Source organism: Rhizobium sp. 42MFCr.1 (genome assembly GCF_000377185.1).
GTDB classification, from domain to species: domain Bacteria; phylum Pseudomonadota; class Alphaproteobacteria; order Rhizobiales; family Rhizobiaceae; genus Rhizobium; species Rhizobium altiplani.
In genome coordinates, this window is record NZ_KB897842.1 from 64,860 (window position 1) to 81,367 (window position 16,508).

Here is a 16,508-nt window from a genome sequence, read left to right on the forward strand (position 1 = left end):
CCGGAATGATCACCTATCGCAAAAAGACTTTCTTAAACGTTCGCTCATATCCTCCTTTACTATCGCAGGGAGTAGCCCTTTGCTGAACAAGGACTTGCACACGTCAGGCAAGGCAGGCGAGCATGACCGCCGCGATGACCAGACCCCGGGCAACCGGTTTCTCGGCCGCGTTGTTGCGTGCAGCGGGTCTCGCGCAACCATCGCCGCCGTCGCCGAAGCTGGGGGCACGGAGCTTGCCGAACTGTGGTCGGTCGGAAAGCTGATTTCGATCAGCGTTGGCCGAAATCGTGTGGTCGCCATCGTCTACTCCATGAACACCGACAGTCACAGCTGGGGTGAAGGAAAAGACAACCACTTCCAGATCGAGACCGAGTTGCTCGGCGAAGTTCGCGTCGACGAGGACGGTCGCGAGCAGTTCTCGACCGGCATTTCGCGCTATCCCTATCTTGGCGCCATCGCCCACCGCATTCGCGCGAGCGACCTGATGCGGATCTACGATGCCGGCAGCGGAACGACGGCGGTCATCGGCAAGCTCACTCAGGACGAGAGCATCGATGCCGCGATTCATATTCCTTCGATGCTGTCCAAGCACTTCGCCATTGTCGGATCGACCGGCGTCGGCAAGTCGACGGCCGTCTCTCTGCTCCTGCACAAGGCAATCGAGGCAGACCCGAAGCTCCGTGTCCTGATCCTGGACCCGCACAACGAATTCGCGGCCGCTTTCCCAAAACATTCGGTGGTTATCGACACCGACACGCTCGATCTGCCCTTCTGGCTGATGAAACTGGAAGAGTTCGCGGAAGTCGTCTTCCGGGGTCGAACACCCATCCCCGAGGAAGTCGATATTCTGCGCGACTTGTTGCCGGAGGCCAAGCGCGGCTTTCGCGGCAGCGACAACTCGATCGTGCGGCGCACCACCGAGAAAAGCTCGATTACCGCTGATACACCTGTTCCCTATCGCATGGCCGATCTGCTTGCGCTGATCGACGAGCGCATCGGCAGGCTCGAGGGTCGCGACGAAAAGCCTCTACTCAGATCGCTGAAGATGCGCATCGTCGCCGCCATCAACGATCCGCGCTACCACTTCATGTTCTCAAGCAATACGATCAGCGACACCATCATGGAGACGGTGGCGGAAATATTCCGTATCCCCGGCGATAGCAGGCCGATCTGCACCTTCCAGCTATCGGGCATCCCGTCTGAAGTCGTGAACTCGGTTGCCTCGGTCCTCTGCCGTATGGCCTTCGAAATCGCGCTGTGGAGCGACGGCGCCATCCACATGCTCGTCGTCTGCGAAGAGGCACACCGTTACATTCCGTCCGACCCGAATCTCGGCTTCTTCCCGACAAGACAGGCCATCGCCCGCATCGCCAAGGAAGGCCGCAAGTACGGCGTATCGCTCGGGATCATCACGCAGCGCCCCGGCGAACTCGACCAGACGATCCTGTCGCAGTGCTCGACCCTCTTTGCGATGCGCCTTGCCAATGACCGGGACCAGGAGATCATTCGCTCGGCCATCCCGAATTCGTCGATCTCGACGACCAGTTTCATCTCCTCGATCGGAAACGGCGAAGCGATCGCCTTCGGCGAGGCCATCAGCGTGCCGATGCGCATGCGCTTCTCGCGCGTCGATGTGCAGTACCTGCCCAAGGCGAACGGCGCCAGCGTCAAGGTCAGCGAGGAGGATCCTGATAACGTCGACCTGCGCAAGATCGTGACACGCATGCGTGCCGTCGCCGGTCCCGACATCTCGGCATTCCAGCAAAGCTATTCGGCCACCATCTCTCCCAGCGGTACCTACGAAGACGAAGACAGCTTTGGTGACGACTTCGACGAATTGGTAGCGGCCCCTTCCTACCCGTCGGCCAACATAGCGACAACACCGCCACTGGCCCCGATCGAACCCTATCGCCGCGATATGCTGCCGGGGGCGGGCTCTGCGCGCGAGGCTGCGGCCGCCGCGTCGCCCGCACCACTCGCAGCATCGGAAACATCTATCGACAGCCGCCTCGAAGCCCTGAGGCGCGAAATGCGCGGAGAGCCTTCCTCCGGACCAGGTGACAGACCAACTGCCACGGGCGGCATCCGCCGGGAACCTGGCGTGTCTCTTCGTGACAGCATCCTGAAAAAGCCGCTCAGCAGCCTGAACAACAAGGAATAGCCGACCTCCGAGCGGTTCTACGGGAGGCGCTCCCAGCTTTCGTCCATCTGGTTGCGAAACCAGGTCATCTGTCGCTTGGCGTATTGCCGCGTCGCCGCAGCCCCCCGCTCCAGCACTTCGTCGCGGCTAAGCTCGCCTCTCAACATCGCCGCAATCTGCGAAACGCCGATGGCCTTCATGACCGGCATATCGGGCGGCAGCGAAAGCGAAAGCAGGGTCTTCACCTCGTCCTCAGCCCCCTGCTCCAACATCTTCTCGAACCGACCGTTGATCCGCTGGTGAAGGATGGCCCGATCAGGTGCGACGACGATCTTGCGAGAAGTCGAAGGATCGACGATCACAGGGCCGGTCTGCGCCTGGAAATCGGCAATCGATCGACCCGTCGCCTCGAGGACCTCCAGCGCTCTTACGATCCGCTGCCCATCCTGTGGGCGCAGACTTTCGGCGACCAATGGATCGCGCTCCCGCAGCTGCCGATAGAGTTCGTCGCGTCCTTCCTCCTGCAAGCGCGAACGAAGGCGGTTTCGCACCTCCTCCGGTATTGCAGGCATATCCGAAAGCCCACCGGTCAGCGCCTTGAAGTAGAGGCCCGTTCCGCCCACGAAGATTGGTTTGCGCCCGTCGGCATGAAGGCGCGGCAAAAGCTCGGTGACATCCCGCAGCCAAGCGCCCGTCGAATAGGCCAGCTTCGCCGGGACGTGACCGTAGAGGTAATGCGGCACGCCTTGCATATCCTCGTCCGAGGGTCGCGCGGTCAGCACGCAAAGCGTGTCGTAGACCTGCATGCTGTCGGCGTTGACGACGACGCCATTATGCTGTTTCGCAAACTCGACGGCCAAGGCGGACTTGCCGCTGGCGGTCGGCCCGGTTATCAGGATCGCGTTCACTGCGCTTAGAAGGTTTTCCATCATGGCTCTCGTTGCCACGCTTGTTGCCAATCCGTCAAATCCTGTTCTCACGCCTGTCATTGCCGAGCAGGCATCCGACGCAGTGAATGCTTCCGGCCTATACTGGCTTGCCGATGGCGTTGCCTGCGATATCGCGCTGAGAGATGGGACGGACGTGGAAGCCGCCCGCGCCAACATTCTCGCCGTCATCGGCAGCGCTGCGATCGACCTTGTCATCCAGGACGCAGAGACGCGCCGCAAGAGACTGCTGATCGCCGATATGGACTCCACCATGATCGGCCAGGAATGCATCGACGAACTCGCCGCCGAAGTCGGCCTGAAGGAAAGGGTCGCCGCGATTACCGCTCGAGCCATGAATGGTGAGATTGCCTTCGAGCCTGCCCTTCGCGAGCGTGTCGCCCTCTTGAAGGGATTGCCGATATCGGTCGTGGATGAAGTCATTGCCAAGCGCATCACACTGACCCCAGGTGGCCGCGGACTGATCGCCACCATGAAATCCAAGGGGCATTATACGGCGCTGGTCTCCGGCGGCTTTACCGTCTTCACCGGTCCCATCGCAAAGACGCTCGGCTTCGATGAAAACCGGGCGAACGTTCTTCTGGAAGACAACGGCGTTCTCACCGGCTACGTCGCCGAACCTATCCTCGGCAAGCAAGCCAAGGTCGATGCGCTGAACGACATTTCAGAAAAGCTGGGAATTTCACCGAAGGACGCCCTTGCCGTCGGCGACGGTGCAAACGATCTCGGCATGCTTCAACTCGCCGGATCCGGCGTCGCGCTGCACGCCAAGCCGACCGTCGCCGCACAGGCGAAAATACAGATCAATCACGGCGACCTTAGCGCTCTCCTCTATATCCAGGGCTACCGCAAGACCGATTTCGTAACGCCATGACAGTGATCCTAACGACCGATCGCCTGCTTCTGCGCAATTGGACTGACGAGGATCGGCCGCTTTTCCACGAGATCAATTCCGATCCCGAGGTGATGGAATTCTTCGCCGTCCGTCGCGACCGCACCGAGGCAGATTCGATGCTGGATACGATCCGCGATGCCATCGCCGAAACAGGTCTTGGCTTCTATGCAGCGGCTCTGAAGGAAACCAACGAGCCGATCGGCTTTTGCGGCCTCTGGCGACCCGAACTCGAGCCTTTCCTGCCGGCAGGCACCATCGAGGTGGGCTGGCGTCTAGCGAAGAGACATTGGGGCAAGGGCTATGCGACGGAAGCGGGAGCGGCAGCCCTTCGGCGTGGCTTCACCGAGTTCGATCCTCCCGAAATCGTCTCTTTCGCGGTGGCGGACAATCATCGCTCCACCGCCGTCATGCGCCGACTTGGCCTGCATCACGAACCCGCCCGCGATTTCGACCATCCAAGGGTTCCCGACACGCATCCGCAGCTGAAACGCCACGTTCTTTATGCAATCAGCCGTGAGCAATGGAAGCGTGGAATCGGCTGACGCCAATTGTCGTGCGCGACGGAAACCCCGGAAAGACCCGGCGCCGACTGTGATCATCGGCGAAGGCACCACTCAGCAGTTTGTGAAAAGATGGGCCGCGCTGCGTCCTGCTATTCCATCGGCACTGCGACGAAGCGCAAGTCACCGTTCGACGACGCGATCATCATCTGTGCGTTGCGCCGGCCTTCCTGCTTAAGCGACTGCACTTTCGCGGCAACCGCCTCGGGCGAGCGCATGAACTCCTGCGCCACCTCAACGATTACATCGCCGGGTTTCAGGCCCTTCTCCGCCGCCAGCGAGCCGGGCGCGACCTCGGCAACCAGCACCCCGTCAACGCTTTCCGCGATCCCGAAGGTCTTGCGCGTCTCGGCGCTGAGCTGCGAAAGCGAGAGGCCGAGCACGTTCTTGGGGTTCGTTGCATCAGGCGTTGCCTGATCCGCCTTGCCCTTGGCATCCGGCATCGGCTGGCTCTGCTGATCATCGGGCTCGTCCATATCCTGGTTCTCATCAGGATCCGGATTGATGATGCCACCCTTGTTCGGATCGGCATCGTTGGAGGCAGCCTGATCGCTGTCCTCAAGCCGACCGAGCTTCACCTTCACGGTCTGCTCCTTGCCATCGCGAAGAACGACGACGTCGACTTCCTTACCGACAGGGCTTTCCGCCACGACGCGCGGCAGATCACGCATCTCGTTGACCGGTTTACCGTCGAATTTCAGGATGACATCGCCCGCCTTGATCGAACCGTCATCGACCGGCCCGCCCTTGATGACGCCGGCAACCAGCGCACCCTTGGCGCTCGAGAGACCGAGGCTATCGGCAACATCGTCGGTCACCGGCTGGATGCGCACACCGAGCCAGCCGCGGCGGGTCTCGCCGAATTCGCGTAACTGCTCGACGACGCCAGCAGCCAATTCCGACGGCACCGAGAAGCCGATACCGATCGATCCGCCGCTCGGAGAAATGATCGCCGTGTTGATGCCGATGACCTCGCCCTTCATGTTGAAGAGCGGACCGCCGGAATTGCCCTTGTTGATCGCCGCATCCGTCTGGATGAAATTGTCGTAGGGGCCGGCGTTGATGTTGCGTCCACGCCCCGAAATAATACCCACGGTTACCGATCCGCCGAAGCCGAACGGATTGCCGATCGCCATGACCCAGTCGCCGATCCGCATCACGCTGGAATCGCCGAACTTGACGGCCGTCAGCGGTGCCTTCGGCTCAACCTTGAGGACCGAAAGGTCAGTCTTCGTATCGGTCCCGATCAGCTTCGCCTTCAGCTTGGTGCCGTCGGCGAAATTGACCTCGATGTCGTCTGCTCCCTCGATCACGTGGTTGTTCGTGACGATGTAGCCTTGCGGATCGATGACGAAGCCGGAACCCAGCGAATTGACGTTGTGGTTGCCGCCCTTGTTGCCCTTCTGCTTGTTGAAGAAGTCGTTGAAGAACTCCTGGAACGGTGAACCGTCGGGCGCGCGCGGCGCCGGGCCGACGCCCTCATCGTCCTTGACATTCTGCGATGTCGAAATGTTCACGACGGCATTGAGAAGCCCTTCGGCGAGATCGGCAACGGATGCCGGACCGTTCAGCGGCGGTGTGGTGCCCTGAGCTTGCACCGAGCCGGTGAAACCAACATTAACCAGAAGTGCGGCGCCGGCCAGGAGAGCGAGCGATCGTCTGAAGGTCGGGCGGGTCGTCGGGGCCATCAAGCATCCTCATTTCAAATAAAACGCACTCTGAGCACCAGCATACGGCGGAATGATGGAGGGCGAAATCACCTTTTCGCGAAATCCCGTGCAATCTATTCGCGGCGCCGCCGCCATCCAATCGCAACATAAAAAAGGGCCGGCAAAACTGCCGGCCCGCACTTGGTTTTCCAGGTTCCGATGCCCCGATCAGTTCGTCGGTGCAGTCGGCATCGCCGGCGGTGGCGCGTTTCTTGGCGCACCGCTTGCGTCGTTGAAGAAGCGGAAGAACTGCGAGTTCGGAGAGATCACCAGCGTGGTGTCCTGCGACGTCAGTGCCGTGGAATAAGCGGCCATAGAACGATAGAACTCGAAGAATGCCGGATCCTTGCTGAATGCATCCGCAAACAACCTGTTGCGCTCGGCGTCACCTTGACCGCGGAGGATCTCGGAATCGCGCTGCGCCTCGGCAGTGATCTCAACGACCTGCCTGTCTGCGATAGCCCGGCGACGCTGGCCCTCTTCCGTACCCTGCGCGCGCAGGAGTTCAGCTTCGGCAAGGCGCTCGGCGCGCATGCGGTCATAGGTCTTCGGCGCAACTTCGCGCGTCAGATCCGTACGGCGGATGCGAACGTCCTGAATGTTGAGGCCCAGGTCCTCGGCATCGCGATGCAGATCGTCGCGCACCTCGAGCATCATTGCCACGCGCTCTTCCGACAGCGCGGCATCGAAGTCGCGCAGACCGTAGACACGGCGAAGTGAGGAATCGAGCTGCGTGCGAAGGCGCGCCTCCGCGGCCTCGCGATCGCCCGACACGGTTTCGCGAAACTTGCGCACGTCCCTGATGTCATAGACCACGAAAGCATCGACATCGAAGGTCGCACCACCGCGAACCTGGACACGAATGTTGTCAAGGTCGAAGCGAAGGGCCTGCCTTTCGACGATCTGGACGCGATCGGCATCCATGAAGGCGAATGGCAGCTTGAAGTATATGCCCGGCTCGGTCTTCACCGACTGGATCTGACCGAAGCGGACCACGATTGCCTGCTCGCGCGCGTTCACAACGAAGACCGACGAATAGAGCGCGATCAAGACGACGGCGAGAAGGCCTAGGATGAGAGGAAGCCTGTTCGATGTCATGGCTCAACCTCCCTGCTGTGCCGGTTTGCCGATCTCGTTGAGCGGCAGATAGGGCACAACCCCCTGCTTCTCATCGATCACGACCTTCTTGGAGTTCTTCAGAACCTGCTCCATCGTTTCGAGGAAAAGGCGTGTCCGGGTTACGTCCGGCGCCTTCGCGTACTGTTCGTTAATGAACGAGAAGCGCTGGGCCTCACCTTCGGCCTCCTTGACGACGCGGTCCTTGTAGGCCGCTGCCGCTTCGCGGATCTGGGCCGCGTCACCGCGCGCCTGACCGAGCTTCTGGTTGGCGTATTGATTGGCCTCTTCGACGAGCCGCTGCTTGTCCTGGTCGGCGCGCTGCACTTCTTCGAAGGCATCGGCAACTTCGCGTGGCGGCGCCACGTCCTGGATCGTCACGGCACCGATGGAGATACCAGCCCGGTAACGGTCCATCGTCCCCTGGACGATGTTGGCGACTTCGGTCTCGATCGGCTGACGATTGTCACGGAACGCGTCCTGGGCCGGACGGCGACCAACGACTTCGCGCATGGCGCTCTCAGCGACCTGCTGGAGGGTCTCGGCCGGATTCTCGACGTTGAAGAGATAGGCCTTCGGATCGCTAACCGTGAAGAACACGGAGAACTGGACGTTCAGGATGTTCTGGTCGCCGGAAAGCATCAGCCCGCTTGACGAAGAGGCGGACGTCGATGCCGCGCCGATGTTCTGCTGCTGCATCGTCACCTTGACGATCTCGACGGTCTCCATCGGCCACAGGTGGAAGTGCAGGCCAGGCGTGGAAATCTCTTCCTTGGGACGACCGAAACGCAATTCGACGCCGCGCTCGTCCGGCTGGACGATGTAGATGCACTGGAAGAGCCAGAACACCACAAGAATCGCCGCCGCAATGACGAGGACGCCACCGTTCAACCCGCCGGGCACTATGTTACGAAGCTGATCCTGGCCGCGCCTGATGATGTCTTCGAGATCAGGCGGCCCGCCCTTGCCACCGCCGCCACCGCGCGGGCGATTAGGCCCTTGCCCCCATGGTCCCTGATTGTTACCGCCGCCACCGCCCCAAGGGCCGCCGCCGCCATTCTGATTGCTCCAGGGCATCAAAACCTCGTTATTCGTTAAACTCACGACCGCCTACTCCACGGGGGCGGCGGACGTAGGCAGTCGTGACCGTTATAGGTATCGCCGCATCTGCTTTCAACGCAGCATGAGGAACTTGGCAATATTTATTGGAAAATAGTTGGTTTTCAGCGCTTAGCGCCTGTCGTAGACCACGAATTTCGTGGGATAGCTATCCTTGTCGCCTGCCGGCACCTCAATCGTCTCCGTCGCCCTCCAAAGCGTGGGGTCAATCGTGGGAAACGACGTGTCACCGTCAACGGATGTTTCGACATGCGTCACGCACAATCGATCGGCGAGATCGAGCGCCTGCGTATAGATCTGCCCACCGCCGATGATGCAGATTTCGTCCTCGCCGCTCCGTTTCGCAATGTCCTCGGCAAGACCGATGGCTTCGGTCAGGGATCGGGCCATACGCACATCCGGATGGTCTATTGCAGCGGCCTGTCGGGAGATCACGACATTGGCCCGCCCCGGCAACGGTTTTCCGATCGATTCATAAGTCTTCCGGCCCATGATGACGGACTTACCGAGCGTTAGAGCCTTGAACCGCTTGAGATCCGCGGATAGCCGCCATGGCATGTCCCCGTCCCGCCCGATGATGCCGTTCTCGGAAACGGCAACCACGATCGTCTTTCGAATTTCTGACATCAAGCTCTCCGATCAGGCCACGATCGACGCATTGGCGCCGGCGCCGGCTTCGTGGCCGGGCGCACCGTCTGCGCCATTATTTTTTCTGGGTACTCGGTACACTTGATTGAGCCTTCGTTCGGAGGTGTCGGGATCGATTCGATAGTGTCATAAAATCGTTGGCGTGGTCTAAACTTTCCTCCGGATATCCCGAGGAAGTTAGGATGGCATCGTATCGATTGTGATCGGTCTCGCCATTGCTCACATCAATGTTCCAGTCACCTAGGCGGCTGTTCGGACGCAATAGCCTGATCGCAGCCTGTGCCATCAAACGCCGGGCTCTCCTCAAACCGTGTCGAGGTCGTAGATGCGGCCCGTCAGCCATGCCGGCCAGTCGCGCTCGAAGAACGACTTGGCACCCTCGTCGAACTTGCGGTTTGGGCGAGTGGCTATCCGCATCGCGTCGCCTTCCAGTCGGACGACGATCTGCTCCTCGCGATGGGCGTCGCGCTCTTTCCGGAAGCGAAACTCCTCCAGCGGGCCGGCATTGGAAAGCGGAAGCGACTCTCCCGTAGTATCGCATATCGCGCGCGCACCACGGCTCCCGCCGCCGTTTCGAATGAAATAATCCAACGCGGCCAACACGGCTTCCGAGGCGAGCGCCATCTGCCGCCATTGAAGTGCCCGCCCTGCCTCGGCAGCGCGCTCGTAGGCAATGCCCTTGGCCCGAATTTCGGCATTGAGCCGCCGCGCCTCGACCAAGGCCGAGGCCACGCTTTCGCCGTCGCAGATCAGGCCAGCCTTGTCGCTCATCCGCGCCTGAACTTCCGTACGGATTGCCTTTGCGGCCAGCGGCCTGTCGCCCTTCAGCATCCCCAGCAGCTCGAAGATGCCGGCGCCTGCGACAACCCGCAGGTCGCTCGAGAGGGCCTTCTTAGCCCTGCCACTTGCGCCGATATGCTCGGCAACGCGCGTCCCAAAGACCTGCCCCGCATTCAAGGCCGCGCCTCCTGGTCTCGTCACTCCGTGCGTACCCGCCGCCTCGCCGACCGCGTAGCACCCCGCGAGACTGCTGCGCCCCCAGGTGTCAACCATGATGCCGCCATTCATGTGCTGGTTGTTGACGGCAAACTCCAGCGGGGCTGCAGCAATATCGACCTTGTAGCGGCGATAAAGTTCGATCGCGAGCGGGTTCATATGGCGAAGACGATGGATCGGCAGATCCTGGGTCGCCGCCGCATTCCCAAGATAGCGCTTCACAACGTCATCGAGGCGCTCGAGATCGAAAGGCAGGTCGCCTGGCACCGGGAGCGGGTTCCGATTGAAGTCCATGAACACGCGCCGACCGGCCGCAGTTTCGCGATAGATCGCGAGGTCGACGAGGCTCGAACCGAAGTCGAGCATCCTCGTGGAGTGGAACGGCCACTGGTATCCCTTGCGGAAGACGTTCGACGCCAGTTCCTGCGTGGTCCGGTAGTATTCGGCGAGGAAGTGATGCTCTGTGCCCTCGGCATCGACGGAATAGATGTGCGGTATGGCCTGGACGTACGTCCCAGACAGGTTCCAGGGAAAGCCTTCCCGGCGCGTTCCAATGCCGAACTGGCTCTCGGTCAGGTTCACCAGGTCGACGCCTGCCTCGAGCGCCAGCCCAAGCGAACCGAAACAGCCGTTCGGATAGACGCTGTCGCGGTAGAGCTCGCCCGGTCCGCCCGCGGCAAGGACGATCACCTCCGTGGCGAACAACGCGACGCCGAGCGGATTGGTCTCGGTCCGGTCGTTTGCCCGAACGGCGAGAACGCCGACCACGCGCCGGCTTCCCTGCTCGCCTTCCGTCAGGATCTTGACGGCGGTCGTATGGTTATAGAACGGGATGTCGAGCCTGATGGCTTCCTCGGCCAGAACCTTGACCATGAGCCTCGAGGTGCGCGGACCGCAGCTCGTTGCCCTTCCCACTTCGTCGTGGTCGGTTTGATAGCGGAGGGTGCCACCGAGCGGCTCCTGCGGCAGCGGCAGTCCAAGGAACTGCAGGGACGCCATCATTCGGCCCGATCCGACGGCCTCGACATAGGCCGTGTCCTCGTCCATCGCGCCGCCGGCCCGGATCGCCCGTGCCATCGCCTTGTAATTGTCGCCCTGATCCGCGGTATTCGCCGTATGGAGCGTCTGCTTGTCCGATCCGGAACAGGCTGAGGTCCCACCCCATGCACTTTGGCTCATGATTGCGACGTCGTCTCCACGGCGATTGAGCTCCACGGCGGCCCGCAGTCCCGCTGCCCCCGATCCAACGACGACGCATCCCGCCCTGTAGACAGGCACGTCGATACCCGCGAGCCGAATGGTCTCCGAGGGTGCGGCTTCCTGCGCCAACCGAGGCATGTCGACGTCAGTCAGGGCGTCGAGGATGTGCTGCGGGACATCGATGGTCATTGGACTGGTCCTTGGGATCTTCGTGCGATCAAACAAGCGGGATGTCGACCCAGCGCCTCAGGCGCGAAGACTCCATGCACGCGTCGACGATCTGGCAGATGTGATGGCCGTCCTCGAACGTCGGCCACATGGGAGTCTTGGTAGTAATCGATTTCACCACCTCGGCGGCTTCGATGATCTTGCTCTCGTTGTAGCCGAGTGCGAAGTTCGGAAGCGGCAGGAATGCCCTGAAGGTTGAGTTTTCCGGGCCGACGTCGATTTCGCGAAATCCGCTCCGGCCGGTGCGGTCGTCGTTCGTGTAGAAGCGGAGCCGATTCACCTCATCATAGGTGTAGGCGATGCTGCCCTTGGTTCCGTAGATTTCGTAGGTCTGCATGAACTTGCGGCCAGTGGCGACACGACTGAAGTCGACGATACCGGCTGCGCCATTCTCGAAGCGGCAAAGGAGGTTCGTGGCATCGGGATTGGTGATGTCAGCCCACGTCTCGTCGCCCTTGAGCTTGACCTGTTCGCCGTAGGCAAGCCCCTCGACAACAGGGCGTTTGGGAGTGACGATCAGGTTGTCGGCAATCAGCGAGCTGACGCGGCCGACGAGAAACTCCATGAAGCTGAAGATGTGCGACCCGGTGTCGCCGACGATGCCCGTCGGAGCAAGCTTTCCGTCGGCGCGCCACATGAAGGGCGTCATGGGATCGCCATACATGTCTACATGCTGGCAGCCCTTGAACATCTTGATCTCGCCGATCTCGCCCGCCTCGATGATCTCCTTGGCGAGGTCATGGACTGGGTTACGAGGAAACGCATGGCCAACGCGGGTGATGACGCCCTTTTCCCTGGCGATGTCGGCAAGTTCGCGAGCCTCAGCGGCGGTGTTTGCCAACGGCTTCTCGCAGTAGACGTGCTTGCCTGCGATCAGGGCGGCTTTGGCCACCTCGTAGTGCAGGCTGTCGGGCAGGCAGATGTCGATGAGATCGACGTCCGGGTCGGTTACCGCCTGCTTCCAGTCCTGCAGGATCTTGGCGCCGGGAGCTCGTCTGGCAAGATCTTCCGCAGCCTTCGGATTGGCCTCGACGATGGCGACCACGCGCGCGGTCCCGCCGGACACCCCCAGGAAATGAGGAAACGTCTGGTAGGCCATGGTATGAACCTTGCCCATCCAGCCGGAGCCGCCCAGCACGGCTACCCTGACTTCGGCCATTATGAAAACTCCCCTGAAAGCCGGTCCGTTCATGACCGGTCACTGCTGTTTCAACTGTTCCGCGTTGTCGCGCAGGCGTGACGTGTTTTGCCGTCCTACCGAACGCCGGCCCGAGCCCTCGGACGCGTATCGTTGCGCTCGTACGAGAAGATCGTCGATGGAAGCGGTGGCAGGCCGCGGATGAGGTCCGATCCCTTTTCGCCAACCATGATGGTCGGAGCGTTGGTGTTGCACGAGGGAATCCTTGGCATGACCGAGGAATCGCAGACGCGCACCCCCTCGAGACCATGGACCCTGAGATCGAGGCCGACGACGGCGTCCGGGCCTGTCCCCATCTTGCAAGTGCCGACGGGATGGTGGTCGGTCTTGGCATTCGCGCAGCCATACTCGATGAGCTGCTCATCGGTCATGATCTTCGGACCGGGAAGACGTTCAGCCAGAACGTAGGGCTTGAGCGCCGCCTGCTGCATGATCTCGCGAGCGATCTTCAGGCCCTCGAGCGACATCTTCTTGTCGCGCGGGTCCGACCAGTAGTTCGGATCGATCAGCGGTGCCGCTGCGGGATCGGACGAAGACAGGCGGACCGTGCCGCGCGATCTCGGGTGGAGATACGCGGAGTTGAGCGTGACGCCCGCGTTCCTCAGGCGCTCGACCCCAGCCTCGATGCCGGATCCCAGGCCGAGGTGGAACTGGATGTCGGGCGAACGGGCGTCCGGATCGGCGTACCAGAAACCGCCAGTTTCGAAGAGAGATGAAGCCACCGGCCCCGTGCGGAAGAGCACGTACTCCATCCCGGCCCACAGGGTGCGGGGCAGCTTCGCGACGCCGTCATATGTGTGGTCTCCGGTGCATTCGGAGATGACGAAGAGATCGAGGTGATCCTGCAGGTTGCCGCCAACGCCCGGAAGATCATGGAGCACCTTTACACCTACGGCACGCAGGTGGTCGGCAGGACCAACGCCCGACTGAAGAAGCAGCTTCGGCGAACCGATCGCGCCCGAGGAAACAAGCACTTCACGCTCGGCGCGAATGACCTCCGGACCGTTTCCGCTTGCTATCTCGACGCCGACGGCACGATTGCCTTCCAGGACGATGCGCGAGACGCGCGCGCCGGTGCGCACCTTTAGGTTCTTGCGATTCTTGATCGGCGAGATGTAGGCCATGGATGCCGAGGAGCGGCGATGGTCGCGCTGCGTAACCTGGTAGAAGCCGATACCCGCCTGCTGGCGGCCGTTGAAGTCGGGGTTGTAGGGAATACCAAGCTCCTGCCCCGCGCGGATATACGCGTCGCAAATGGGCAGAGGTGCGGCCGGCATGGATACGCCGAGCGGACCACCATAGGAATGATAGTCGTCCGAGAAGCGCTGATTGTCTTCAGCGCGCTTGAAGTAAGGGAGTATCGCGCGATAGTCCCAGCCTTCGCAACCGTCTTCGCTTGCCCAGAGATCATAGTCGGCCGCATTGCCGCGGGTGTAGAGCTGGGCGTTGATCGACGAACCGCCGCCGATCACCTTCGCCTGCGTGTAGCGCAGCACCCTGCCGTTCATGTGTTTCTGCGGAACCGTCTCCCAGCCCCAACTGGCGACGCCCTTCGTCATCTTCGCGAAGCCCGCCGGCATGTGGAACAGCGGGTTCCAATCGCCGCCGCCGGCTTCAAGCAGCAGCACCTTGACGTTCGGGTCTTCGCTCAGCCGGTTTGCAAGCACGCATCCGGCCGGACCAGCTCCCGTGATGATGTAGTCGAAACGCATTTTGCTAATCCTGTTGGATGCGAGAGAACAATGGGCCGACTTGCAAATCCTGCGATGCGATATGGTCGGCCACGCGCAGCGCCTGGCTCGCCACCGTGAGTGCGGGATTTACCGCAGCCGACGTCGGCAGGAAGCTGGCGTCCACGACGAAGAGGTTCCGGTGATCATAGGCGCGGCAGTATGGGTCGAGCGCCGCGTTCGCCGGGTCATTCCCGATCCTGACGGTGCCGCACTGGTGCGACGGCGTGCGCTTGTCGAAGGGCTTTGAAAGGACGATCGGGAATCCAATCGACTTGAGTACCGCCTTCAGCTTCGCGACAAGCGCGAGATGCGCGTCCCAATTCGTTCGCTGCCACTGCAGCACGATGCGGTCGCCGTCGACGATCACACGGCTTTCCGGGTTCGGCACGTCCTCGCTCATCGCATAGAAGTCGATCGCGTGGCTTGTCATGGTGTGCAACAGCCATTCCGGAGCCCAGGGCAGCGACCCCTTCAGTACCTTCGCCGAAATCCTGCCCAGCAACTGCACGTTCCCCAGCGGCGGGCCGCCGCTTCCATCGGACAGATAGAAATCGTTGAATCCGAACGTCTTCTGGTAAATCGACGTGTTTCGGTAGGTGGGCGAAACCGCGATCACGGCCGAGGAATTATGATTCATGAAGTTCCGCCCGACCTGATCGGAGGAATTCGCGAGCCCATTCTTGTGACGCGCATCGGCCGACCGCAACAGCAGGACAGCGGACTGAACGGCGCCCGCCGAGAGAATGACGAGCTTCGGAGCAACGGTAAGGTCCTCACCGTTCTTGCGGTAATGGACGCGCTCGATCCTGCCATTCTCGCCCGCCTCGAGCTTCGTGACCTTCGCGTTCGTCTCAAGGCGGACGTTCGGATACTCCAGAGCCTTGAGGAGGGCAGCCGTCTCGGCGTCCATCTTTCCATCGCGGGAATTGGGATGCGCGTCCCAGGGCGTTCTCGCCTTCGACAGCCAGGCGTCGATATCCACTCCCAATGGCAGCGAGAACGGATGCAGGCCCTTGGCCTTCAGCCGCGCCCTGACATCGGCAATCGGCGGTTCGTCGGGAACCGGTGGGTAAGCGTAGTTGCCCGAGTGAACGGGCTCTGTCGGGTCATCTCCCAGATTTCCCCGAACCTCGTACAGACTTTCCGCGCGGCTGTACCAAGGTTCCAAAACCTCGTAGGGAAACGGCCACGCGGGCGACACCCCTTCCCCATGTTGCATCTCCTCGAAATCCTCCCGGCGATAGCGCGAGAGCACGGCGCCGTAGAATTTCGAGTTGCCGCCGACATTGTAGTAGTTGCCCGGATTGAAGCCGGTGCCGTCGGCTTCGTACCAGGTTTCCTTCGGCCGAAAATGGCCGCACTGAAAGATCGCGCGTTGATCCCGGTTCTCAGGACGATCGGCGATGAAATCACCCGCTTCGAGGACCAGGATATCGGCGCCAGTCGCCGCCAGTCCGGCGGCGACCGTGGAGCCGCCCACGCCCGAGCCGATGATGACGATATCAGGAGAGCTGTTCATGTTTGGAATCCTGGCTCCTGGTTTAAGCGATTCGGGTTTGGCTTTGCGGATCGAAGAACACGGCCTTGTCGAGGTTGAAGGCGAGGCGGGCGTGCTGGCCGGCCTGGATGCGGGCGTCGGCCCTGAGCCGCGCCACGACCTCCTTGCCGCCGAGCTTGGTGACCGCGAAGGTGTCGGATCCGGCCGGTTCCACCACCTCGATCAGGCAGTCGCTTTCGGCCAGCGCCTTGGCGTTGCGGTCCGCACCGTCAGGATCGGTCAGCGCCTCGGGGCGGATGCCGAAGACGATCTCGCGGCCGGTATGCGCTTCGAGCGCGCCGTTGCCCGCCGTGACAGGCAGCCGGATCGGCTCGCCCTGCGGACGCGAAAGCGACACGGTCAGGCCGGACGCCCCCTTCTCGATCGTCCCCGCGAGGAGGTTCATCGCCGGCGAGCCCATGAAGTCGGCGACGAACATGTTGGCCGGGTTGTTGTAGATCTCGGCCGGCGTGCCGAACTGC

Annotated in this window: 13 protein-coding genes; 3 read left to right on the forward strand and 10 right to left on the reverse strand. The window is 61.7% G+C overall.

The features are described 5' to 3' along the window. The first annotated feature begins 79 nt into the window (after positions 1 to 79). Entirely contained in the window at positions 80 to 2,161 is a 2,082-nt protein-coding gene (locus C934_RS0121525) for an ATP-binding protein (RefSeq protein WP_018858674.1), read from the forward strand. Positions 2,162 to 2,178: 17 nt separating this feature from the next. Here the strand turns inward: C934_RS0121525 and miaA are convergent, their stop codons facing one another. Beyond that, positions 2,179 to 3,069 carry a tRNA (adenosine(37)-N6)-dimethylallyltransferase MiaA gene (miaA, locus tag C934_RS0121530; RefSeq protein ID WP_192306233.1) on the reverse strand — a complete coding sequence of 297 codons (891 nt, stop codon included), beginning with the start codon at positions 3,067 to 3,069 and terminating at the stop codon, positions 2,179 to 2,181. 1 nt (position 3,070) lies between these two features. On the opposite strand from miaA, the gene serB reads away from it, so the two are divergent. Both serB and C934_RS0121540 read left to right on the forward strand, forming a co-directional pair. Beyond that, positions 3,071 to 3,961, forward strand: coding sequence for a phosphoserine phosphatase SerB (gene serB / locus C934_RS0121535; RefSeq protein ID WP_018858676.1), 891 nt, complete (start codon positions 3,071 to 3,073; stop codon positions 3,959 to 3,961). Then, complete coding sequence (locus C934_RS0121540) at positions 3,958 to 4,524, forward strand: GNAT family N-acetyltransferase (protein ID WP_018858677.1); 567 nt, start codon at positions 3,958 to 3,960, stop codon at positions 4,522 to 4,524. Before serB ends, C934_RS0121540 begins: the two co-directional genes overlap by 4 nt. 110 nt (positions 4,525 to 4,634) lie before the next feature. On the opposite strand, the gene C934_RS0121545 is transcribed toward C934_RS0121540, so the two are convergent. From C934_RS0121545 to C934_RS0121585, 9 genes are all read right to left on the reverse strand, one after another. Further along, positions 4,635 to 6,230 (reverse strand): DegQ family serine endoprotease, encoded by a 1,596-nt coding sequence (locus C934_RS0121545; protein WP_018858678.1) that lies wholly within the window; start codon positions 6,228 to 6,230, stop codon positions 4,635 to 4,637. A 189-nt stretch (positions 6,231 to 6,419) separates the two neighbouring features. Continuing rightward, positions 6,420 to 7,349: a protease modulator HflC gene (hflC, locus tag C934_RS0121550; protein ID WP_018858679.1), complete on the reverse strand. Its 930-nt coding sequence runs from the start codon at positions 7,347 to 7,349 to the stop codon at positions 6,420 to 6,422. A gap of 3 nt (positions 7,350 to 7,352) precedes the next feature. Continuing rightward, positions 7,353 to 8,444 (reverse strand): FtsH protease activity modulator HflK, encoded by a 1,092-nt coding sequence (gene hflK, locus C934_RS0121555; RefSeq protein ID WP_018858680.1) that lies wholly within the window; start codon positions 8,442 to 8,444, stop codon positions 7,353 to 7,355. A 153-nt stretch (positions 8,445 to 8,597) separates the two neighbouring features. Beyond that, complete coding sequence (locus C934_RS0121560; RefSeq protein WP_018858681.1) at positions 8,598 to 9,113, reverse strand: dihydrofolate reductase; 516 nt, start codon at positions 9,111 to 9,113, stop codon at positions 8,598 to 8,600. A gap of 324 nt (positions 9,114 to 9,437) precedes the next feature. Continuing rightward, on the reverse strand, positions 9,438 to 11,519 hold the full coding sequence (locus C934_RS0121565; RefSeq protein ID WP_018858682.1) for an FAD-dependent oxidoreductase: 2,082 nt from the start codon (positions 11,517 to 11,519) through the stop codon (positions 9,438 to 9,440). 28 nt (positions 11,520 to 11,547) lie between these two features. Further along, positions 11,548 to 12,717 (reverse strand): Gfo/Idh/MocA family protein, encoded by a 1,170-nt coding sequence (locus C934_RS0121570; RefSeq protein ID WP_018858683.1) that lies wholly within the window; start codon positions 12,715 to 12,717, stop codon positions 11,548 to 11,550. Positions 12,718 to 12,812: 95 nt separating this feature from the next. Then, positions 12,813 to 14,468, reverse strand: coding sequence for a GMC family oxidoreductase (locus C934_RS0121575; protein WP_018858684.1), 1,656 nt, complete (start codon positions 14,466 to 14,468; stop codon positions 12,813 to 12,815). A 4-nt stretch (positions 14,469 to 14,472) separates the two neighbouring features. Beyond that, on the reverse strand, positions 14,473 to 16,008 hold the full coding sequence (locus tag C934_RS0121580; protein ID WP_018858685.1) for an FAD-dependent oxidoreductase: 1,536 nt from the start codon (positions 16,006 to 16,008) through the stop codon (positions 14,473 to 14,475). A gap of 22 nt (positions 16,009 to 16,030) precedes the next feature. After that, positions 16,031 to 16,508 (reverse strand): TOBE domain-containing protein (locus tag C934_RS0121585; RefSeq protein ID WP_026371981.1); only part of this gene is annotated, 478 nt, incomplete at its 5' end.